Source organism: Blautia sp. 1001283B150304_161114_C9, assembly GCF_015668165.1.
In the GTDB taxonomy this organism is placed as follows: Bacteria; Bacillota; Clostridia; order Lachnospirales; family Lachnospiraceae; genus Blautia_A; species Blautia_A wexlerae.
This window is the reverse complement of the sequence record NZ_JADPGO010000001.1, coordinates 256074-277306: the sequence shown is the minus strand read 5'-3', so window position 1 is coordinate 277306 and position 21233 is coordinate 256074. Positions and strand designations below refer to the sequence as shown.

At 41.5% G+C, this 21233-nt stretch carries 16 protein-coding genes; 14 read left to right on the top strand and 2 right to left on the bottom strand.

What is annotated here, in order from left to right; all coding sequences use genetic code 11:
* Window positions 1-103: 103 nt before the first annotated feature.
* From I4V44_RS01200 to I4V44_RS01155, 10 genes are all read left to right on the top strand, one after another.
* Window positions 104-1126, top strand: a complete 1023-nt coding sequence (locus tag I4V44_RS01200; RefSeq protein WP_118331183.1) for a LacI family DNA-binding transcriptional regulator — start codon at window positions 104-106, stop codon at window positions 1124-1126.
* A 274-nt stretch (window positions 1127-1400) separates the two neighbouring features.
* Entirely contained in the window at window positions 1401-2630 is a 1230-nt protein-coding gene (locus I4V44_RS01195) for an extracellular solute-binding protein (protein WP_118331182.1), read from the top strand.
* An 89-nt stretch (window positions 2631-2719) separates the two neighbouring features.
* A complete protein-coding gene (locus I4V44_RS01190) occupies window positions 2720-3943 on the top strand; it encodes a carbohydrate ABC transporter permease (protein WP_118331181.1) in 1224 nt (407 codons plus the stop codon).
* Between the two features lie 14 nt (window positions 3944-3957).
* Window positions 3958-4788: a carbohydrate ABC transporter permease gene (locus I4V44_RS01185; RefSeq protein ID WP_118331180.1), complete on the top strand. Its 831-nt coding sequence runs from the start codon at window positions 3958-3960 to the stop codon at window positions 4786-4788.
* Between the two features lie 32 nt (window positions 4789-4820).
* Window positions 4821-7199: a glycoside hydrolase family 31 protein gene (locus tag I4V44_RS01180; RefSeq protein WP_118331179.1), complete on the top strand. Its 2379-nt coding sequence runs from the start codon at window positions 4821-4823 to the stop codon at window positions 7197-7199.
* Window positions 7200-7426: 227 nt separating this feature from the next.
* Window positions 7427-7816, top strand: coding sequence for a hypothetical protein (locus tag I4V44_RS01175; RefSeq protein WP_118409141.1), 390 nt, complete (start codon window positions 7427-7429; stop codon window positions 7814-7816).
* 103 nt (window positions 7817-7919) lie between these two features.
* Window positions 7920-8435, top strand: a complete 516-nt coding sequence (gene bilS, locus I4V44_RS01170; protein WP_196002193.1) for a flavodoxin family protein BilS — start codon at window positions 7920-7922, stop codon at window positions 8433-8435.
* Between the two features lie 101 nt (window positions 8436-8536).
* On the top strand, window positions 8537-9601 hold the full coding sequence (locus tag I4V44_RS01165) for an FUSC family protein (RefSeq protein WP_008706250.1): 1065 nt from the start codon (window positions 8537-8539) through the stop codon (window positions 9599-9601).
* 117 nt (window positions 9602-9718) lie between these two features.
* Window positions 9719-11278, top strand: a complete 1560-nt coding sequence (cls, locus tag I4V44_RS01160) for a cardiolipin synthase (RefSeq protein WP_118587128.1) — start codon at window positions 9719-9721, stop codon at window positions 11276-11278.
* 80 nt (window positions 11279-11358) lie between these two features.
* Complete coding sequence (locus I4V44_RS01155; protein WP_118759299.1) at window positions 11359-12447, top strand: class II aldolase/adducin family protein; 1089 nt, start codon at window positions 11359-11361, stop codon at window positions 12445-12447.
* A gap of 89 nt (window positions 12448-12536) precedes the next feature.
* Here the strand turns inward: I4V44_RS01155 and adhE are convergent, their stop codons facing one another.
* A complete protein-coding gene (gene adhE, locus I4V44_RS01150; RefSeq protein ID WP_196002192.1) occupies window positions 12537-15194 on the bottom strand; it encodes a bifunctional acetaldehyde-CoA/alcohol dehydrogenase in 2658 nt (885 codons plus the stop codon).
* A 504-nt stretch (window positions 15195-15698) separates the two neighbouring features.
* Complete coding sequence (gene typA / locus I4V44_RS01145; protein ID WP_008706255.1) at window positions 15699-17531, bottom strand: translational GTPase TypA; 1833 nt, start codon at window positions 17529-17531, stop codon at window positions 15699-15701.
* Between the two features lie 421 nt (window positions 17532-17952).
* Between typA and I4V44_RS01140 the strand changes: the two genes are divergently transcribed.
* The 4 genes from I4V44_RS01140 (at window position 17953) to dapB (ending at window position 21152) form a co-directional block, all read left to right on the top strand.
* On the top strand, window positions 17953-18579 hold the full coding sequence (locus I4V44_RS01140) for a single-stranded DNA-binding protein (protein ID WP_008706256.1): 627 nt from the start codon (window positions 17953-17955) through the stop codon (window positions 18577-18579).
* A 281-nt stretch (window positions 18580-18860) separates the two neighbouring features.
* The gene (locus tag I4V44_RS01135; protein ID WP_020993654.1) at window positions 18861-19352 is read left to right on the top strand and encodes a cob(I)yrinic acid a,c-diamide adenosyltransferase; all 492 of its coding nucleotides are present in this window, start codon (window positions 18861-18863) and stop codon (window positions 19350-19352) included.
* Between the two features lie 79 nt (window positions 19353-19431).
* Window positions 19432-20325: a 4-hydroxy-tetrahydrodipicolinate synthase gene (gene dapA / locus I4V44_RS01130; RefSeq protein ID WP_008706258.1), complete on the top strand. Its 894-nt coding sequence runs from the start codon at window positions 19432-19434 to the stop codon at window positions 20323-20325.
* A gap of 65 nt (window positions 20326-20390) precedes the next feature.
* A complete protein-coding gene (gene dapB, locus I4V44_RS01125; RefSeq protein WP_025581054.1) occupies window positions 20391-21152 on the top strand; it encodes a 4-hydroxy-tetrahydrodipicolinate reductase in 762 nt (253 codons plus the stop codon).
* Window positions 21153-21233 lie beyond the last annotated feature (81 nt).

The following is a 21233-nucleotide window of genomic DNA, read 5'->3' as shown; positions in this document are numbered from 1 at the left end:
ATACCAAAACAATTTATGGAATAATAACATTTGTATAGAACATTCATGGATTGAAAAAAATGGTGAAAAAACATATAATAATAAAAAAGTAAACGAGGAAGATATGGTTACGATTAAGGATATAGCAAATATTACAGGGGTTAGTCCGACTACAGTTGCAAATGTCATTCACGGAAGGACTAATAAAGTTTCCAAGGAAAATGTGGAACGTATTCAGAAAGCGTTAAAAGAAAACCACTATGTCCCGAAGCTGGCCCAGGAGACAATGACCAGGGGAAAGACCAGGCTGATCGGTGTGGTGATTCATACAACAAAAGTTTATGAAGATACAACCATTGCAGACCCATTCTATGGAACAATCGTGGGAATTATAGAAAGAGAACTGCGTAAAGCGGGATATTATATGCTTTTGTATGCAGAAATGGATCTGGATAAAATTTTCCAGATGTCTGCATCGTGGAGTGTGGCAGGGATCATTACAGTTACATTTGCGCAGAAAGATTATGAGAAACTAAGAAATCTTGTAGACGGTTGTCCGGTGGTTGGAATTGATACATATGGAAAACAGGATGCGGATATTTATAATATTGGACTGGATGATTTAAATGGAAGTTATAATCTTGTAAATTATTTATTTCAATGCGGTTATGAGGAAATCCTGGTTTTGATGGAAGAAACCGCCAAAGGTGCAGAGCTTGTGCGTGTAGAAGGGTACAAAATGGCACTTAGGAAAAATGGACGGGAATATCAGGCGAAATATCATATTTATGTAGATCCTGCAGATTCAGAAAAACGGAGAAAACGTTTAAAAGAGTTAGAACGCTTTTGTGGCAAAAATTATGCTATTTTTTGTGTAAGTGATCAGTTGGCAGCAAGAGTCATGAGAAGCTTTCAGGAGGATGGGTATAAAATTCCGGATGATATAGGAATTGCAGGCTTCGATAATAATATTTACGGGACAATGCTATATCCGCGCCTGACAACAGTTAATCAGGATATTCCGAGAAAATCGGAAGAGGCAGTGAAGATGCTTATTGATCTTATTGAGGGAAAAGAGGTAAGAAAAAAGGAAGTGATTCTTCCCACACAGTTAGTGATTCGTGACAGTACCAGAAAACAGAATTAAAATAAAAGGCTTGATAATGCGGGAAATGAAATATATTTTTCGTGTTTTCAGGCTTTTTTACTGTTTGACATAAGCGGACTGTTGTTGGGCCAATAATTATGCGATTGTGCAAAATGTATAAAAACAATAGAATAACAATATGTAAATATACGGTGTTACACAACACCTATTGCGCGTTTTAGGAATAGATGCTATTATAAATACAAGCTAAGTGTTGCGCAACACCTATAGAGAATACAATGATTTTAAGGGAAGATAGCAGGAGGTAATCAAAATGAAAGGAAAGAAAGTATTAGCATTAGTTATGTGTGCAGTTATGGCAGCAGGAATAACAGTTCCGGTAATGGCAGAGGAGAAAGATGACAGCGGACGTGAAGTCATTAATTTTTTCAGAGCAGATGATGGACATATGGATGTTATGCAGAATGTAATTGATGCATTTGAGGCAAGTCAGGACAAATACGCAGTAAACATTGTGGTTGCTCCTAATGATTCAAATCAGGAAAAGAGTCAGCTGACTACTTCTTTTTCTGCCGGAAGTTCTGAATATGATGTAGTTTCTATTGATACTGCCTGGGCTGGCGATCTGGCAGGTGCCGGATATCTGGAAGCACTGGATGGATATATGAAAGAATCCGGAAGAAAGGCATCTGAATATAATAAAGGCTCTCTTGATTCAGGAACTTATCGTGCGAAAACATATGCACTGCCTATTAATCCGGATTATGGTGTATTATTTTTCCGCAAAGATATTGTTTCACAGGAAGATGCGGACAAACTGGTAAGTGGAGATTATACATATGATGATCTGATCACTATGGCAGAGAACTACAAAGGTCAGGAAGGAACAAAGACAGGACTTGTATTCCAGGCTAATCAGTATGAAGGACTTGTATGTAATGCAAATGAATGGACAAATAATTTCAATGATGTCAAGGGTGGCCTGGAATTAATGAAGAAAGCAGTTGATTCTGACGCGACTCCGGAAGATATTCTAGTATATCAGGAAGATCAGACCGCAAACAGCATGGTCAATGGAGACTGTGTTTTTGCAAGAAACTGGCCATATGCATGGGCACTCCTTACAGATGAGACTGCTGTTCATCAGGATCAGATAGATATTGCACCTCTTCCAAATGGATCCTGTATCGGTGGATGGCTTGCAGCAATTAATGCAAACAGTGAACATAAAGATGGCGCATGGGCATTCCTTGATTTCCTTACTTCCATGGATGGACAGGTGATCTATGCAGCTGGAAGCGGAAGTGCTCCCGGATGGACTGCAGCAGCTGATGATGAAAAAGTAAAAGAAGGAAACAAGCTTCTGGAAAATCCTGGATTTATTGCAGCATTAAATAATACGATTGCCCGTCCAAGCTCTGACAATTATCAGGAATTATCTGATAATCTGCAGATTGCTATGCACAAATATTTATCTGGTGAGGCTGAACTGGATGATACAGTAAATCAGATAGAGACTTTACTGGACACAGAGGGAAAATAAAAACTTCAGTGAATAAAAGGGCTGTCCGGTTTGTCAGACAGTCCTTTTGAACTTTCAGATATCAATTTTGCAGAGAAAAGGAGAAAAACATGGTTAAGAAAATGACCTTTAAGCAGTTTCTGTTTATTCTGCCGCTTTTGATTTTTATTGGTGTTTTTTCTATCTATCCAATTGTAACATCCTTTATGTATACATTTTTTGATTATCGCATTAATGATCAGACCGCAAACAGCTTCTATTTGTCAGAACGTTTTAATGGAGAGCTGTTCTATGAGGATTGTGATTATATCAATTATTTTCTGGATGATGATAAGACTTTAATGTCAGAAGAGGATCAGAAAGCAGTAGAGGAAATCCAGGCAACAGTCAGCAGCGTAATGAGTGAATATGAAAATGCAAAGGGAACAGAGAAGATTTCTTCTGATAAAAAGGATGAACTGGTTGCTTTTAAAGAAAAGCTCAGAACAGATATTACTGCACTTTATGATAAATATCCGGATGTAGAGTTCTATAATAAAGACAAAATACCGGAGATTTTAGATGAAATGGACACATGTATTGTAAAGTCTAATTTTATTGGCCTGAAGGCTTATGGGAATCTGATCAAAGATACCCGTTTCTGGAAAGCTCTGGGACATACACTGATTTTTACAGTGATCTCAGTAGGAATTGAGCTGGTATTGGGAATGCTTCTGGCATTGATTATGAATAAAGCAATGAAAGGAATCGGTCTTGTCCGTACGGTTGCGCTGATTCCGTGGGCAATCCCCACAGCAGTATCAGCTATGATCTGGAGTTATCTGTATGATGGAAGTTATGGAATTGTTTCTTTTCTGTTTAATAAACTGGGAATTATAAACAGTCAGTCTGCAATGCTTCTGACCTCTCATGGGGCGATGAGTGCTGCAATTATTGCAGATGTATGGAAAACAACTCCATATATGGCACTTCTTCTGCTGGCAGGCCTGCAGGTTATTGACAGAGGCCTTTATGAAAGCTCTGCGATTGATGGTGCAGGTCCGGTGGTGACATTCTTTAAGATTACATTGCCACTGGTGAAACCAAGCCTTCTGGTTGCCTTGTTATTCCGTACACTGGATGCATTCCGTGTATACGACCTGATCGCAATCCTGACAGGTGGCGGTCCTGGAAATGGAACAGAGAGTTTATCTATTTATGCTTATAAGCTGATGTTTGACCAGAGTAATTATGGATACAGTTCCGTAGTTGTTATGGGAATGTTTGTTGTAGTAGCAATTATTGCATTCCTGTATGTAAAAGTACTTGGGGCAGATGTCATGGGAAACGACTAAGGAGGGGAGAAAGGATGAAAAAGGTAAGTACGTTTAAAGTAGTAAGCTGGATTTTTATTATTGCTTTTTTGCTGATTTCAGTATTTCCATTCTTCTGGATTCTGGTCACATCATTTAAACCTGAAACAGAAATATTCGGAGATGGCGCATATCGTATTATTGCGCAGCACCCTACACTAGATGCATTTAAAACAGTTATTTTTGAAAAAAATATTCTCAGGGCAGTATGGAACAGCTTTGTTATGTCCGGATTTACTACTTTGTATGTAATTGTTGTTGCGTCTATGTCTGCATATATCATATCCAGATTCAAATTCAAAGGAAAAAATCTTCTGATGGCATTGATCCTTACAGTAGCAATGTTTCCGCAGATGATCATTATCGGACCGGTGTTCAATATGTACTATTCTCTTGGAAAACTGAATTCCTACTGGGTATGTCTGGCGTATTCATCTATTACTCTGCCAAGTGCAGTATGGATTATGGTGGCACATTTCAAACAGGTTCCTCTTGCACTGGAGGAGGCAGCGAAGATTGATGGATGTTCTACCTGGGGAACTTTATGGAGAATTATTTTTCCAATTGCAGCACCGGGAGTATTTACAACTGCGATTATGACTTTTATTTCAGCATGGAACGAATATCTTCTTTCATGTACCATGAACAGTAATGAATCAATCCAGACAGTTCCGGTCCGTATCGGATATCTGAGAGGGCAGTATACAATTTACTGGAACCAGATTGCGGCAGCTGCTGTAGTTGTAGTAATTCCTACTTTAGTGATGGTATTACTGTTCCAGAAACAGATCGTAGCCGGAATTGCCAATGGTGCAGTCAAGGAGTAAACAGTTAAAGAGTAAAAAGGAGGCATAAACTGATGAGCTTAAAAAAATACGCAGTACCAACACATCCTTTGTGCTCTGCCGGCGCAGTGCTGCAGGGGGAAAATTACAGAATATCAATGTTGACAACCGCATTAATCAGATTTGAGTATAGCGAAGATGGGAAATTTGAAGATCATGCAACCCAGATGGTTTACAACAGAGAATTTCCTGTTCCGGAATTTCGTGTTGTAGAAAAAGAGGAAACTCTTGATATCTATACAAAGAATCTGGAGATTCATTATGATAAACAGAAATTTACACCAGGCGGTCTGATGGTCCGCGTTGCAGGTGGAATGGCAGGAGAGAGAGTATGGCATTACGGAGAAGAGACGAAAGATCTTCGGGGAACTGCAAGAACTCTGGACTGGGCCAACGGTGAAATCCCGCTGGAACATGGAATTATGTCAAAAGACGGATTTTCTGTTCTGAATGATTCTCATACAATGGTACTTATGGAAAATGGTTCTGTAAAACCAAGACAAAACAAAGGAGAAGATTTTTATTTCTTTGGTTACGGTCATCGATTCCTTGAATGTCTGAAGGATTTTTATCATCTTTGTGGAAAAACACCTCTTTTACCAAGATATGTGCTGGGTAACTGGTGGAGCCGTTACCACAAATATGATGAAGCAGAGTATAAAGAGCTGGTAGAGAGATTTGAAAAAGAAAAAGTTCCTTTTTCAGTAGCTGTTATTGATATGGACTGGCATCTTGTTGAGGATGTGGATCCTGTATATGGAAGCGGATGGACAGGCTATACCTGGAACAAAAAGCTGTTTCCGGATCCGCCGGAATTCCTGAAATGGCTTCATGACCATAATATGAAGGTAACATTGAATGTTCATCCGGCAGATGGAATCCGCCCATATGAAGAAGCATATCCACGTATTGCAAAGAAAATGGGAATGGATCCTGAGCAAAAAGAGCCGGTACTTTTTGACATAGCAGATGATAAATTCCTTGAGGTTTATCTTAATGATCTGCATCATCCGATGGAAGAAGACGGCGTAGATTTCTGGTGGCTTGACTGGCAGCAGGGAACTGTTACGAAAATACCGGGTCTGGATCCCCTTTGGATGTTGAACCATTATCACTATCTTGACAGTGTATGGAAAGGCAAGAGACAACTTACCTTTTCCAGATATGCAGGTCCGGGAAGCCACAGATATCCCATTGGATTCTCTGGTGATACGATTATTACATGGGAGAGTCTGAAGTTCCAGCCATATTTCACTGCAAATGCCAGCAATATCGGATATGGATGGTGGAGCCATGACATTGGTGGTCATATGTTTGGATACAGAGATGATGAACTGACTGCCAGATGGGTAGAATTGGGAGTATTCTCTCCGATCAACCGCCTTCACAGTACAGATAATCCATTTAATGGAAAAGAACCGTGGAAGTATAACCGGATTGTGGAAGAAACAATGAAGAAGTATCTTCGTATGCGTCATAGCCTGGTTCCTTATCTTTATACTATGAATAAGTATGCAAGCAGAGACGGAATTCCGCTTGTACAGCCAATGTACTATCAGGAACCGGATCAGGAGCAGACTTATCATGTGCCAAACAATTATTATTTTGGAAATGAGATGATGGTTTCTCCGATTACGGAAAAAATGGATGAGGTTGCAGTTGCTGCCAAAGCAGTTACCTGGATCCCTAAAGGAGTCTGGTATGATTTCTTTAATGGAAGAAGGTATGATGGCGGACGATTGATGGAACTGTGGAGAACTATAGATGAGATTCCTGTACTTGTAAAAGAGGGCGGTATTATCCCGCTGAAAGATATGGAGGAATATGACAATTCCATAGATAATCCGGAAAAATTCCTGATAAAAATATTCCCTGGTAATACAGGATCATTTGAACTGTGGGAAGATCAGGGGGATACAGCGGAAGATAATGATGAGAACTGGGTAAAAACACGGTTTGCAAAGGAGAAGAATATATTTACAATTTCCAGGGCTGCGGGAAATACAGATGTAATTCCTGTGAACCGTACATGGAAATTATGGTTCTATGGTGTGAAGGAATCCAACTTTAAAATATATGTCGGAGACCGGGAATGTGACTGTGTATCTGAATGGAAAAAGAATCCTGACAGATTTGAGATTATTGTAAAGGATATTCCGGTGGATCAGGAAATATGTGTAGAGTTTGTTGATGGAATAACAGAGTGTGAGCATAGATGGACAGAAGAGATTTTTGCTGTTCTGGAACGTGCGCAGATTGAATACAATTTGAAATCTGAAATTTTATCTACCATACAGAAACTTGGAAAGGATGCTGTGGCATCTTTGAATGCGATGCATCTGAATCAGGCTCTTTATGGAGAATTATTAGAGATTCTTACAGCAGAAATGTAATGTTTAATATCTGTTAGATGAAACTATTTTCAACAGTTCAAAAAATAAAAAAGTGATCGGGAAATAGGATCCCCAGAACAGGGAGGGTATGACTCATTTTGAGTTATACTCTCCCTGTTTAAGTTTATAAAAAAGGAGTCCTCCATTATTTTATTATTTTATTGAGAAAAGCCTGAGAAAAGTTTAAAATAGGAGATAATAAAAAATAAACGAAAGGAGTTTTTATCATGAGTAAACGAACAGAGAGAATGAGCCGGAGTGCAGCTGAGAGAATCAACCGCAAAGATACAGTAATCAGACAGAATAATGCAGAACTCGAGGAGCTGAGGAGTCAGTATGAGAATCTGGATATCTGTGAGGAGGATAAGCAGGTGATTGATGATTATATTGCCTGCAAAGATGCCAGAGCTGACAGGATGGCAGAAAAACTCTATGAAAAGGGAAGAAAAGATGTAAAGAAATGTATCCGCATCCGAAAACTGATCCGCAGATGCATAATTCTGTCTGCCATTGTTACAGTGGTGCTGGTTCAGTATAATAAGAATGAAAAACTGAGAGAAAGCCTGGAAGAGCTACTGAAAATGTTCCGGGATGGAGTGTCGGACGAGGATTTATAACTGATATAAATAACGCAGATAAAAATGTACTCTCGGAATCTTTTTACAAAAGCAAATACAAGGAAGACTCCGAGAGTGCATAAACGAAAAGGAGCAAGACAGCATGGGAACACAAAGATACTCAATTTTGTACAGCAGTAAAACAGGAAACACAAAGAAGCTTGCGGAGAAGATCAGGGAGGTATTGCCTGAGGAAAACTGTGACTATTTTGGAACAGAAGGAGCAAAGGCTCTCTCTTCCGACATATTATACATTGGATTCTGGACAGATATAGGGAATGCAGATCCTGCAACACTTGAACTGTTAAAGAGTCTGAAAAACAAGAAGATCTTTCTGTTTGGAACAGCAGGCTTCGGAGGTAGTGAAGCCTATTTCCAACAGGTTCTCGGGAAAGTTAAGGAATCTGTTGATGAGAGTAATACAGTGATGGGAGAATTTATGTGTCAGGGGAAAATGCCCCAGTCAGTCAGGGACAGATACGTAAAGATGAAGGAGAATCCGGATCATGCACCAAACCTGGATGAACTGATCCGGAATTTTGACAGGGCGTTATCTCATCCTGACAATGAGGATCTGGACAGGCTGGAAGAAATAATCAGAAGAGACCTGGAAAAATAATTAAGTCTTGACTAACAGAGGGAACTGCGGTATAGTGCTCGTTACTAAAAAAGGTAATTCATAAATTTTTATAGATTTTCACGAAAGAGAGGTAACGAGATATGACATTTTATCAGGAATTACAATTGAGTTCGACCGGCTCCAAACAGCTGATCAGAAGCACCACAGATCCCAAAGAGAAAAGACGGCACATTTTAATCTATAATTTTAAAGTGTATCTGGTTATGGCTTTTTGCGTAGCAGTGGTGAGCATGTACAGTAAGCTTACAGGGAGCAGCAACAGTGTAGTTGGTGTTACTGTTCTGTTGGCAGTGCTTGTGCTGCGGCAGGCAGATTTCGGGATCAGGACAACACATGGACTGCTTTCCATTGCAGGGATCTTCGGTATTCTTATGGCAGGACCCCGTCTGGCAAATATAGTGCCTCCGTTAGCCGCGTTTGCAGTGAATGCTGTGTGTATTTTACTGCTGATGATACTGGGCTGTCATAATGTGATCATGTACAATCATTCTACCTTTGTTCTGGGCTATTTGCTGCTTCTGGGCTATGATGTGACAGGAAAGGAATACACCTTCCGTGTAATCGGCTTGTTGGTGGGAATGGTGATCTGTATGATCGTCTTCTATAAGAACCAGAGAAACAGAGCCTATCGAAGAACCTTCCTGGATTTGTTCCGGGAATTTGATCTTAAGTCAGCAAGAAGCAGATGGTATGTGAAACTGACACTGATCGTATCCAGCGCAATGCTGTTTATGAATCTTCTGGGACTTCCCAGAGCAATGTGGGCAGGAATCGCCTGTATGTCCGTATGTCTGCCTTTTACAGAGGACTGTATCCCAAGGTCTGTGAGCAGAGGAATGTTTAATGTTGTGGGCTGTCTGCTGTTTATTGTGCTGTATCTGGTACTTCCTAAATCCATGTATCCGTACATTGGAATGATCGGAGGAATCGGAGTTGGATATTCAGCAGGATATCCGTGGCAGACTGCATTTAATACATTTGGAGCGTTGTCTATTGCAGCAGGGATCTTCGGAATGCCGGCAGCAATAGCACTTCGTATAGGTGCCAATGTTCTGGGAGCAGCTTATACGGTAATCTGCAATAAAGTAACAGATAAAGTAGCAGAGTATATAGGCACAAATAAATGTGCAGAAAATCTTTCCTGACTGAAACTGCGGAGCGGTTATAAGCAAGTAAAAAAGAGGATGATTTTATCCGTCTGATATGTGTTCTGGGAATAGAGTGAATATTAACGTACAATGATAGAGGGAGAGAGAAAGAATATGAAACAGGATACCCTGGAAGGCAGGGCGAAAACGAAAAATGGTGTAAAACGATTATGCTTTTCCGCAGTATGTATTTTACTGGAAGCAGCTTTTATCATTGCGATGATCACAAAGCTGAATCAATATGCGGAGATTATCAATCTGATGACAAGGCTTCTTGCAGGTGTACTGGTTCTTAAGCTGTATGCGTCAGACCAGACTTCATCTATGAAAATGCCCTGGGTTATTTTGATCCTTGTATTCCCTATCCTGGGAGTGGGATTGTACTTACTGATTGGTCTCAATGGCGGTACCCGTAAAATGCGGGAGCGTTATGACCAGATCGACAGGGAACTTCTGCCGTTGCTTCCCAATGACAGTGAGTGCAGGGAAACGCTTGGCAGGAAAATCCCGAAGGCAGGCAATATTTCTGATTATATACAGAAAAATGCCTCCTATCCGGTCTATCAGAATACAGATGTTATTTATTATGATGAGGCAGTCAAAGGGCTGGAGGCTCAGCTGGCAGATCTGGCAAAGGCAGAGAAATTCATTTTTATGGAATATCATGCCATTGAGGATGCACAGGCCTGGCATAAAATCCAGAGAGTTCTGGAAGACCGCATAAAGGCAGGCGTAGAAGTCAGAGTATTTTATGACGACATGGGTTCCATTGGGTTTATCAATACAGACTTCATTAAGAAAATGGAAAATGTGGGAATCCATTGCAGAGTGTTCAACCCTTTTACTCCGGGTCTGAATGTGTTCCTGAATAACCGGGATCACCGCAAGATCACAGTAATCGATGGAAAAGTGGGATTTACCGGCGGTTACAACCTTGCCAACGAATATTTTAATTTCACACATCCTTATGGACAGTGGAAGGATACAGGTATCCGTCTGGAGGGGGAGGCAGTCCGTTCCCTAACAGTAACATTCCTGGAGATGTGGAATGCTGTCAGTGATAAGGATAAAAATGACAGTGATTTTACCGGATTTCTGGTTCAGACAGATTATCAGGCAAAGCAGACAGGCTTTATCCAGCCTTATGCGGACAGTCCTATGGACCATGAACAGGTAGGCGAAGAGGTGTATATCAGTATGGTGAACAAAGCAGAAAAATATTGCTGGTTTATGACTCCGTACCTGATCATCACAGATGAAATGAGCCATGCTCTGTGTCTGGCTGCCAAGCGCGGGGTAGACGTGAGAATCATCACACCTGGTATTCCGGATAAAAAGATGATCTACAATATCACACGATCCTTTTACCATGGACTGGTGAAGCATGGAGTGCGTATCTATGAATGGACACCTGGTTTCTGTCATGCAAAGATAAGTGTGGCAGATGACTGTATGGCAACCTGCGGAACCATAAATCTGGATTACAGAAGTCTGTATCATCATTTTGAAAACGGCTGCTTTATGGCAGACTGCCAGGCAGTTCTGGACATCCGAAATGATCTTGCAGCAACAATGGATGAATGCCGTGAAGTCACAGAACAGTACAGTACCGGACGCAGCGCATATCTGCGATTGGGACAGCTGTTTATGAGGTTATTTGCGGGATTATTATAACACTTGGAAAAAAGCAGAATATCGTGTACAATGGAATGGGAAAGAGCAAAACTATTATAAATATGGGAGGAATTTTAACTATGGATCTTTCAACCTTAGTAAAAATGTCAAATACTTATGGAAGCAACCCTGCTTATGTTCTTGCAGGCGGTGGCAATACTTCAGTAAAAGATGACACCACATTGTATGTAAAAGGCTCCGGTACACAGCTTGCCACAATTAAGGAAGAGGAATTTGTGGAAATGAGCAGAGCACGTTTGAATGAAATCATGAAAACAGATTATCCTGAAGATGATGTCAAACGTGAATCACTGTATCTTGCAGATGTTATGGCAGCAGTAACAGATGCTGATAAAACCAAACGTCCAAGTGTGGAAGCGCTGCTTCATAATTTATTTGCCTATACATATGTACTGCATGTTCATCCTACACTTGTCAACGGACTTACCTGCGGAAAAGGGGCAAAGGAACTCAGTGAACAGCTTCTTGGAAAAGATGTACTCTGGATTGATATCTGCAAACCCGGATATACACTTGCGCGTATCTGCTATGAGAAAATGAATGCTTATAAAGAAGAATCCGGAAAAGATGTTCAGGTTCTTCTGCTTCAGAATCATGGAATTTTCGTTGCAGCAAATACTGTAGAGGAAATTGGAGTATTATTTGACGGCGTGATCAGTAAATTAGAGAAACAGGTAAAGAGAACTGCTGATGTCAGTGATGCGGTTACACCTGAAAAAGAGCAGGCAGCAGAGAAGCTTTCCCAGTTACTGGGACATGCGGTAGAAGTTGTACCTGTAGCGGAAGCTGATAACTTCGTAAAAGATAAGGCAGCGGCTGCACCGCTTCTGAAACCATTTACACCGGATCACATTGTATATTGTGGACCATATCCGTTATTTGTAGAAAATATTGATCAGGCAAAAGATGCGCTGGACGCATTTATGAAAGAGAATGACAAAGAGCCAAGACTGATCCTGGTACAGGGAGTTGGCGCCTTTATTATGGAAGATGATAAGGGAAAAGCTGCAAAAGCACAGCTTCTTGTAAAAGATGCCATCAAGCTTGCAGTATATGCAGAAAGCTTTGGCGGTCCGCTTCATATGACGGATGATATTACATACTTTATCACACATTGGGAAGCAGAAGCATATCGCAGTAAGAAATAATATAATAAGGGGCTGTCTTTTTTTGACAGCCCCATTTTGTTGGTTTAAACACTATATTTTTAAAGGAAAAGGTTTATTTTCAGCAAATCTTATTTCTCTTCTTTTTTCTCTTTGGCTTTCCCGGATTCAGGAATATTTCCCTCACCATAGTAAGCTTTCAGATAGATTTCTTTCAGCTCAGACATTAATGGATATCTCGGGTTGGCACCGGTACACTGGTCGTTGAATGCCTGTTCTGTCATTTCGTCCAGAGTTTCAAGGAAGTACTTCTCGTCTACGCCGTATTCTTTGATCGTATGTTTGATCTCAATAGTATCCATCAGTTCCTGCAGTTTCTGGAGAAGCTTTTCAAATACTTCGCTGTCGTTCTTGCCTGTCAGACCTACAGAACGGCCAATCTCAGCGTAACGTGCAAGTGTGTGCGGATACTGATACTGTGGGAAGGTACCCATCTTAGCCGGAACTTCGGCTGCATTATAGCGCAGAACATGAAGCAGAACCAGAGCATTTGCAATACCATGTGGAAGGTGATGGAAAGCTCCCAGCTTATGAGCAAGAGAGTGGTTTACGCCAAGGAAAGCATTTGCGAAAGCCATACCAGCCATGCAGGAAGCATTTGCCATATGCTGTCTTGCTTCTACATCAGAACCATCTTTGTATGCACGTGGCAGATAGTTAAATACCAGTTTGATCGCATTTAATGCAAGACCATCTGTATAATCAGATGCCATCATGGAAGCATAGGATTCAAGTGCATGAGTCATAACGTCGATACCGGAAGCACAGGTCAGTCCCTTAGGTGCGCTCATCATATTATCTGTATCAACAATAGCCATATCAGGCATTAATTCATAATCTGCCAGAGGCCATTTGATACCTGTAGTTTTATCAGTAATGATAGCAAACGGTGTTACCTCGGAACCTGTACCGGAAGATGTCGGAACAGCTACAAAGTAAGCTTTCTTACCCATATGCGGGAATGTGAAGATTCTCTTACGGATATCCATAAAGTCCATAGCCATATCATCAAAGTTGGCGTCCGGATTTTCATAGAGAACCCACATGATCTTGCCGGCATCCATTGCGGAACCACCGCCCATTGCGATAATGCAGTCAGGCTCGAACATTCTCATTGCAGCAGCACCGGCTCTTGCAGAAGCGAGAGATGGATCTGGCTCTACATCGTAGAAGCAGGTATGTACGATTCCCATCTGATCTAATTTATCTTCGATCTTTTTAGTATATCCATTCTTATAAAGGAAAGAGTCTGTTACGATAAAGCAGCGTTTCTTGTGCATAACAGTGCCAAGTTCATCCAGAGCAACCGGCAGGCAGCCTTTTTTGAAATAAACTTTTTCCGGTGTTCTAATCCAGAGCATATTTTCTCTCCTTTCAGCAACGGTCTTGATGTTAATGAGATGTTTCACACCTACGTTCTCAGATACGGAGTTGCCACCCCAGGAACCGCAGCCCAGAGTCAGGGACGGAACAAGTTTGAAGTTGTAAAGGTCGCCGATGCCGCCCTGAGAAGATGGAGTATTGATGAGGATACGGCAGGTCTTCATGGCTGCTGCATGTTTTTCCATCTTTTCCTTCTCTCTTGTGTCAATGTAGAGAGCGGAGGTATGTCCATAACCGCCGTCAGCGACAAGCTGTTCAGCTTTGGCAATCGCTTCGTCAAAGGTCTTGGCCTTGTACATGGCAAGTACAGGTGAAAGCTTCTCATGTGCGAATTCTTCGCTGATGTCTACAGATTCAACTTCACCGATCAGGATCTTTGTCTCAGGAGGGACTGCAACACCGGCCATCTCAGCGATAGTGGCAGCTTTCTGACCTACGATCTTTGCATTCAATGCGCCATTGATAAGGATAGTTTTTCTTACTTTCTCTAATTCATCCGGTTTCAGGAAGTAACATCCTCTGTAAAGGAATTCTTCTTTTACTTTCTTATAAATGCTCTCAAGAACAGTTACAGACTGTTCGGAAGCACAGATCATACCATTGTCAAAGGTCTTGGAATGGATGATGGAGTTAACTGCCAGACGGATATCTGCACTGTCATCAATGATAACAGGAGTATTTCCGGGACCTACACCTAAAGCAGGCTTTCCGGAAGAATAGGCAGCTTTAACCATTCCGGGACCACCTGTAGCAAGGATGATGTCTGCTTCACGCATAACCTGATTTGTCAGATCAAGACTTGGAACATCAATCCATCCGATGATTCCCTCAGGTGCACCGGCTTCTACAGCTGCTTCCAGAACAACCTTTGCTGCATTAATGGTACATTTCTTTGCACGGGGATGCGGACTGATGATGATCGCATTACGTGTTTTCAGCGCGATCAGAGTTTTGAAGATTGCAGTAGACGTCGGGTTAGTTGTAGGAATAACTGCAGCGATCAGACCGATCGGTTCAGCTATTTTCTTAATACCGTAAGCAGTGTCTTCTTCAATCACACCGCAGGTTCTGGTATTCTTATATGCGTTGTATACATACTCGGCTGCGTAATGGTTCTTGATAACCTTATCTTCTACAATACCCATTCCTGTTTCTTCAACAGCATTTTTAGCAAGCGGGATACGTGCTTTGTCAGCAGCAGTAGCGGCAGCTTTAAAAATCTTATCTACCTGCTCCTGGGTAAATGTTGCGAAAATCTTCTGTGCCTCTTTCATGGCTGAAATCTTTGCAGTAAGGGCTTCAGGGGTGTCGATGATGGTTGGGATAGTGTTCTCTTTTTTTGCCATTTGGGAATCCTCCTGTTTGTGTTTTCGTTAAAAGTATTTACCGTGACCTGTTATGTTTTTATTATACAAATAAACTGATTATTCGGTCAACGGTAACATTAATATGAGTGTAACGAAATATTATGGTGAAAATTGTGCATAATCACGTAAATAATGTGAATAAAATATCAATTGTCAGAATATATGAGAAAAATTTAACAATATATGTTCTGTTGGCAACTGAGAGAAAGTTAAAAAAATAACGTTAATAAATTAACAACCTCGATGATGCTATTATATGACTTTGTTAATTATTTGTCAATTACATAGCATATAAAAAAGTTAACAAATACTAACTAGGAATTTCGTGAAAATATAACAATATAATTTGTAGAAGGATTTATGTTTTTCCATATGTTTGCAGGAGATTAAGAGTTACTGTGAACGGAGTGAACAGTAATGATTAAGAAAAATTAAGCCCCGCAAAATCTGCGGGGCTTAATTTTTCTTAAATTTCTATTTGTTTCAGGCTTTTCTGAAAGCGGCTCTCTTACGTTCTCTGGAATCCAGCAGTCTCTTACGGATACGGAGAGACTCCGGTGTAACCTCAAGGAGTTCATCCTGGTCGATGAAATCGATGGCCTGTTCCAGGCTGAGAACTCTTGGCGGAGTTAATTTCAGTGCATCATCAGCGGAAGAAGAACGTGTGTTAGTCAGATGTTTTGTCTTGCAGACATTCAGTTCGATATCTTCAGCTTTACCGTTCTGTCCGATGACCATACCGCTGTAAACCTTTGCACCAGGTCCGATAAACAGAGTACCACGCTCCTGGGCTGCGAACAGACCATAAGTAACAGCTTCACCAGCCTCGAAAGCGATCAGAGATCCCTGTTTTCTGTACTGGAAATCTCCCTTGTAAGGAGCATATCCGTCAAACATAGTATTGATGATGCCGGTACCCTTGGTGGAAGTAAGGAACTCACCGCGGAATCCGATCAGTCCACGGGAAGGAATGTGGAATTCCAGACGGACAGTACCGTCACTGGCAGTACTCATACCCTGCAGCTCACCTTTACGTTCACTCAGCTTCTGGATTACAGTACCGGAAAATTCTTCCGGAACATCTACATAAGCGATTTCCATAGGTTCAAGTTTCTTTCCGCGCTCGTCTGTTTTGTACAGAACCTCCGGTTTACTTACTGCGAATTCATAACCTTCACGTCTCATGTTCTCGATCAGGACAGACAGATGAAGTTCTCCACGTCCGGAAACCTTAAAGGCTTCTGTTGTTTCAGTATCTTCTACACGAAGGCTGACATCTGTATTCAGCTCACGGTAGAGACGGTCACGAAGATGACGGGATGTGATGTATTTACCTTCCTGTCCTGCCAGCGGACTGTCATTTACGATGAAGTTCATGGCAATGGTAGGCTCGGAAATCTTCTGGAAAGGAATTGCCTCCGGGTTTTCTCCGCCGCAGAGAGTATCACCGATATGGATGTCTGCGATACCGGAAATAGCAACGATGGAACCAATAGTAGCTTCCTTTACTTCAACCTTATTCAGACCGTCAAACTCATAGAGCTTGCTGATTTTAACTTTCTTACGTTTGTCCAGATCATGATGGTTTAACAGAGTCAGCTCCTGATTAACGGCAATCTTACCATTCTCAACTTTACCTACACCGATACGTCCCACATATTCGTTGTAGTCAATGGTGCTGATCAGAACCTGAGTATCTGCATCAGGATCTCCCTCCGGAGCAGGGATATATTTCAGAATAGCGTCAAACAGAGGAGCCATATCCTTAGGAGTATCGTTTAAGTCAATCACAGCATGTCCTGCTTTTGCAGAAGCATACAGGAACGGGCAGTCAAGCTGCTCGTCAGAAGCACCAAGATCCATAAGAAGTTCCAGAACTTCATCTACAACTTCGTCAGGACGAGCTTCCGGACGGTCAATCTTGTTGATACATACGATTACATGGAGATCAAGTTCAAGGGCTTTCTTAAGAACGAATTTAGTCTGAGGCATAGCACCTTCGAAAGCATCAACGAGAAGGATAACACCGTCTACCATTTTAAGTACACGTTCTACTTCGCCGCCGAAATCAGCATGTCCTGGTGTGTCGATGATATTGATCTTTGTATCTTTGTAATGAATAGCTGTATTCTTGGATAAAATAGTGATACCACGCTCACGCTCAATATCATTGGAGTCCATGACACGTTCCTGAACTTCCTGATTTTCGCGGAATACACCGCTCTGTTTCAGAAGCTGGTCAACCAGAGTTGTTTTACCATGGTCAACGTGGGCGATAATGGCTACGTTACGGACATCTTCACGTTTTGTTCTCATAAAATGATTTTCCTTTCCTCTTTAAGCTTTGAATGGGTAACTGTTCGGCACACTGGCTGAACAGTTACCGGAATTGTTAATATTCATGTGTTATCAGCAGGATTATTTTGCTGCAAAAGCATTTTTCAAGCACGATATAATCTTGCAGATGAATTTGTTCCTATTATTATGTGTTTTTTCAATAAGTTACCCGAATTTTCAGTTTACCACATTTTCGCCAGATTACAAGGTGTTAAAATAATTTTTTTTATTTTTGCAGATTCTGGTTCTAAATGAGAATGCCTGTACATAACTTTATAAAGAACAATACAAGGTACAGAGGAGCATATGCGGGATCGCTGAAAAAGCAGAGACGATTTACGGTCTGCATTGCAGGCAGGGATTCTGACACAGGTGCTCTACAGGGAAGGAGAACCACATTATGGCAGATAAAATTATTGAAAACAATCAGGTATCTATGATGGGCAAAATTGCAGCAGGCTTTACATTCAGTCATCAGGTCTTTGGAGAAGGCTTCTATATGACTGAGCTGCTGGTCAAAAGGCTCAGTGATTCGGAAGACAGGATTCCGGTGATGGTTTCTGAACGGCTGGTGGATGTAACGCAGGATTATATCGGAGAATATGTGGAAATCCATGGACAGTTCCGCTCATATAACCGCCATGAGGAGAAGCACAACCGTCTCGTGCTTTCAGTATTCAGCAGAGAACTGAAGTTTGTGGAAGAAGAGGATGAAACAGTTCCGGTAAATCAGATTTTTCTGGACGGATATATCTGTAAGCCTCCGGTGTACCGTAAAACTCCTCTTGGAAGAGAAATTGCGGATGTGCTGCTGGCAGTAAATCGTCCGTATGGAAAATCAGATTACATACCATGCATCTGCTGGGGCAGGAATGCCCGCTATGCATCTGCGTTTGAAGTTGGCGGTCATGTCCTGATCTGGGGACGTATCCAGAGCAGAGAATATATGAAACGGATCGGGGAAAATGAAACAGAGAAGAGAGTTGCGTATGAAGTATCTGTAAGCAAGCTGGAATATATGGAATAATTCCATTGCCGCAGGCAATTTGGAATGAATTTTGGCCACGTTACTGTGAACGGAGTGAACAGTAACGATTACTGTAAACAGTAACACTTGCAATTCTTCATAAACTGCGGTAATATAAGCGTATTCAGATAACTATGGCAGCCTGCTGTTCCACGAAGCATTCCGGCGTGAATATGCCGGAAGCTCATCGCAGAAGTCGAAAACAGACTGCTGTTTATCATGTCTGTAATGACACAGAGAAGAAGGTACAATTTCAATAACGATAAGAGGAATTGTTTGTTATGGAAAAAGAATTTACAGAGGTTTACTGTGGCGGGGGAAAGGGAAAGACAACTCTGGCGATCGGTCAGTGTCTGAGAGCTTCCGCACAGGGTAAAAGCGTCATTATTATTCAGTTTCTGAAAGGAAGAGAGCGCAGGGAACTGGATTTTCTGGAGGAACTGGATAATCTGGATATTAAGATATTCCGTTTTGAGAAGCATGATGAAGGATATGAGGAACTGAATGAGCAGGAGAAGGCAGAGGAGAAAACCAATATTCTCAATGCTTTGAATTTTGCGCGCAAAGTGATCGCAACGCAGGAATGCGATTTTCTGCTCCTGGATGAGATTCTTGCACTTCCGGATTATGGGATCACTACTGCAGAGGCAATCGGTGATATCCTGAAGATGAAGGACGAGAGTATGCATATTTTGCTTACGGGACGGACGTTACCGGACAGCCTGCGTAAATATGCAGACAGCATAACTACACTGACAACAGAGATTGTATAAGGTGTATAAAACCTGATTATTGTTTATGAATGGGCAGTAATCTGTATGGAAATTACAGAAGAATAAAGGAGGAAGGCAAATGGCAATTTTTAAAGGTGCAGGTGTTGCAATCGTAACCCCTATGTATGAAGATGGCAAGGTTAATTATGATAAACTGGAGGAACTTCTGGAGTATCAGATTGCAAACAGTACAGATGCGATCATTATCTGCGGAACAACAGGAGAATCATCAACGATGACGCATGGAGAGCATCTTAAGACAATTAAGTTTGCAATCGACAAGGTAAACAAACGTGTTCCGGTTATCGCAGGTACAGGTTCCAACTGTACGGAAACTGCAATTATGATGTCAAAGGAGGCTGCTTCTTACGGTGCAGATGCACTTCTTATAGTGACTCCATATTATAACAAGGCGACTCAGAAAGGACTGATCGCTCATTATACAGCTATTGCAGAGGCAGTTCCGGAAACACCGATCATTATGTACAATGTTCCGAGCCGTACAGGTTGTAACATTCAGCCTGCAACAGCAGTAGCTCTGGCTAAAAATGTTAAGAATATTGTTGGTATCAAAGCAGCAAGCGGAGATCTTTCACAGATTGCAACCATGATGTCCATGGCTGATGGCTGCATTGAACTCTACTCCGGAAATGATGATCAGGTACTTCCGATCCTTTCACTTGGCGGACTTGGAGTAATTTCCGTACTTTCTAATGTAGCTCCTAAGGAAACACATGATATGGTTATGAAATTCCTTGAAGGAGATACAAAGGGTGCAGCAGAAATCCAGTTAAAGGCAATCCCGTTAATTCATGCACTGTTCAGTGAAGTAAACCCGATTCCGGTGAAAGCAGCTCTGAATCTGATGGGTAAAGAAGTGGGACCACTTCGTATGCCATTATCCGAGATGGAAGATGCAAACAAGGCAAAACTTGCAGAAGAACTGAAGAATTTCGGAATTAAACTTGCATAAATATAACCGCAGGATTGTTCGGAAAATCAACTTGCCGATATACTGGAATTGAGAGGAATAGACAAATGGTAAAGATTATTATGCATGGCTGTAACGGTCACATGGGTCAGGTAATCTCCGGACTTGTGGAGAAGGATCCGGATGCTGAGATCGTAGCAGGTATCGATGTGGCAGATCAGGGAAAGAACAGCTACCCTGTATATACAAATATGGAAGAATGTCAGGTAGAGGCAGATGCCCTTATCGACTTCTCTTCTGCAAAAGCAACAGATGCACTTCTTGCTTACTGTGAGAAACGCAAACTCCCGATTGTATTATGTACAACCGGTTTAAGCGAGGAGCAGCTCGCAAAGGTGGAAGAGACATCTAAGAATGTCGCAGTTCTGAAATCTGCAAATATGTCTCTTGGAATCAATACTCTGATGAAACTGCTTCAGGATGCGGCAAAGGTTCTGGCAACAGCAGGATTTGACATGGAGATTGTTGAGAAGCATCACAGACTGAAACTGGATGCACCAAGCGGCACAGCACTTGCACTGGCTGACAGCATTAATGAGGCAATGGATAACCAGTATCATTATATCTATGACCGCAGCCAGAGACGTGAGATGCGGGATGATAAGGAGATCGGTATCTCAGCAGTCCGCGGTGGAACAATCGTAGGAGAACACGAAGTGATCTTCGCAGGTCCGGATGAAGTGATTGAATTTAAGCATACTGCATATTCCAAAGCTGTATTTGGAAAGGGTGCTGTTGAAGCTGCGAAATTCCTTGCAGGCAAACCGGCAGGAAGATATGATATGAGCGATGTTATCAGTGCAAAATAATCAGGAATGCAGTAAAAATTGATAACTGGTAATTTTCAGTATCTTCATAGCAGTGAAATAAAATATATAAAAGGAAAGTGT

What these genes read in the sequence shown, in the direction of transcription:
- I4V44_RS01200 (WP_118331183.1), top strand. Translation starts at nt 104, where the DNA reads ATGGTTACGATTAAGGATATAGCAAATATTACAGGGGTTAGTCCGACT.
- I4V44_RS01195 (WP_118331182.1), top strand. Translation starts at nt 1,401, where the DNA reads ATGAAAGGAAAGAAAGTATTAGCATTAGTTATGTGTGCAGTTATGGCA.
- I4V44_RS01190 (WP_118331181.1), top strand. Translation starts at nt 2,720, where the DNA reads ATGGTTAAGAAAATGACCTTTAAGCAGTTTCTGTTTATTCTGCCGCTT.
- I4V44_RS01185 (WP_118331180.1), top strand. Translation starts at nt 3,958, where the DNA reads ATGAAAAAGGTAAGTACGTTTAAAGTAGTAAGCTGGATTTTTATTATT.
- I4V44_RS01180 (WP_118331179.1), top strand. Translation starts at nt 4,821, where the DNA reads ATGAGCTTAAAAAAATACGCAGTACCAACACATCCTTTGTGCTCTGCC.
- I4V44_RS01175 (WP_118409141.1), top strand. Translation starts at nt 7,427, where the DNA reads ATGAGTAAACGAACAGAGAGAATGAGCCGGAGTGCAGCTGAGAGAATC.
- bilS (WP_196002193.1), top strand. Translation starts at nt 7,920, where the DNA reads ATGGGAACACAAAGATACTCAATTTTGTACAGCAGTAAAACAGGAAAC.
- I4V44_RS01165 (WP_008706250.1), top strand. Translation starts at nt 8,537, where the DNA reads ATGACATTTTATCAGGAATTACAATTGAGTTCGACCGGCTCCAAACAG.
- cls (WP_118587128.1), top strand. Translation starts at nt 9,719, where the DNA reads ATGAAACAGGATACCCTGGAAGGCAGGGCGAAAACGAAAAATGGTGTA.
- I4V44_RS01155 (WP_118759299.1), top strand. Translation starts at nt 11,359, where the DNA reads ATGGATCTTTCAACCTTAGTAAAAATGTCAAATACTTATGGAAGCAAC.
- adhE (WP_196002192.1), bottom strand. Translation starts at nt 15,194, where the DNA reads ATGGCAAAAAAAGAGAACACTATCCCAACCATCATCGACACCCCTGAA.
- typA (WP_008706255.1), bottom strand. Translation starts at nt 17,531, where the DNA reads ATGAGAACAAAACGTGAAGATGTCCGTAACGTAGCCATTATCGCCCAC.
- I4V44_RS01140 (WP_008706256.1), top strand. Translation starts at nt 17,953, where the DNA reads ATGGCAGATAAAATTATTGAAAACAATCAGGTATCTATGATGGGCAAA.
- I4V44_RS01135 (WP_020993654.1), top strand. Translation starts at nt 18,861, where the DNA reads ATGGAAAAAGAATTTACAGAGGTTTACTGTGGCGGGGGAAAGGGAAAG.
- dapA (WP_008706258.1), top strand. Translation starts at nt 19,432, where the DNA reads ATGGCAATTTTTAAAGGTGCAGGTGTTGCAATCGTAACCCCTATGTAT.
- dapB (WP_025581054.1), top strand. Translation starts at nt 20,391, where the DNA reads ATGGTAAAGATTATTATGCATGGCTGTAACGGTCACATGGGTCAGGTA.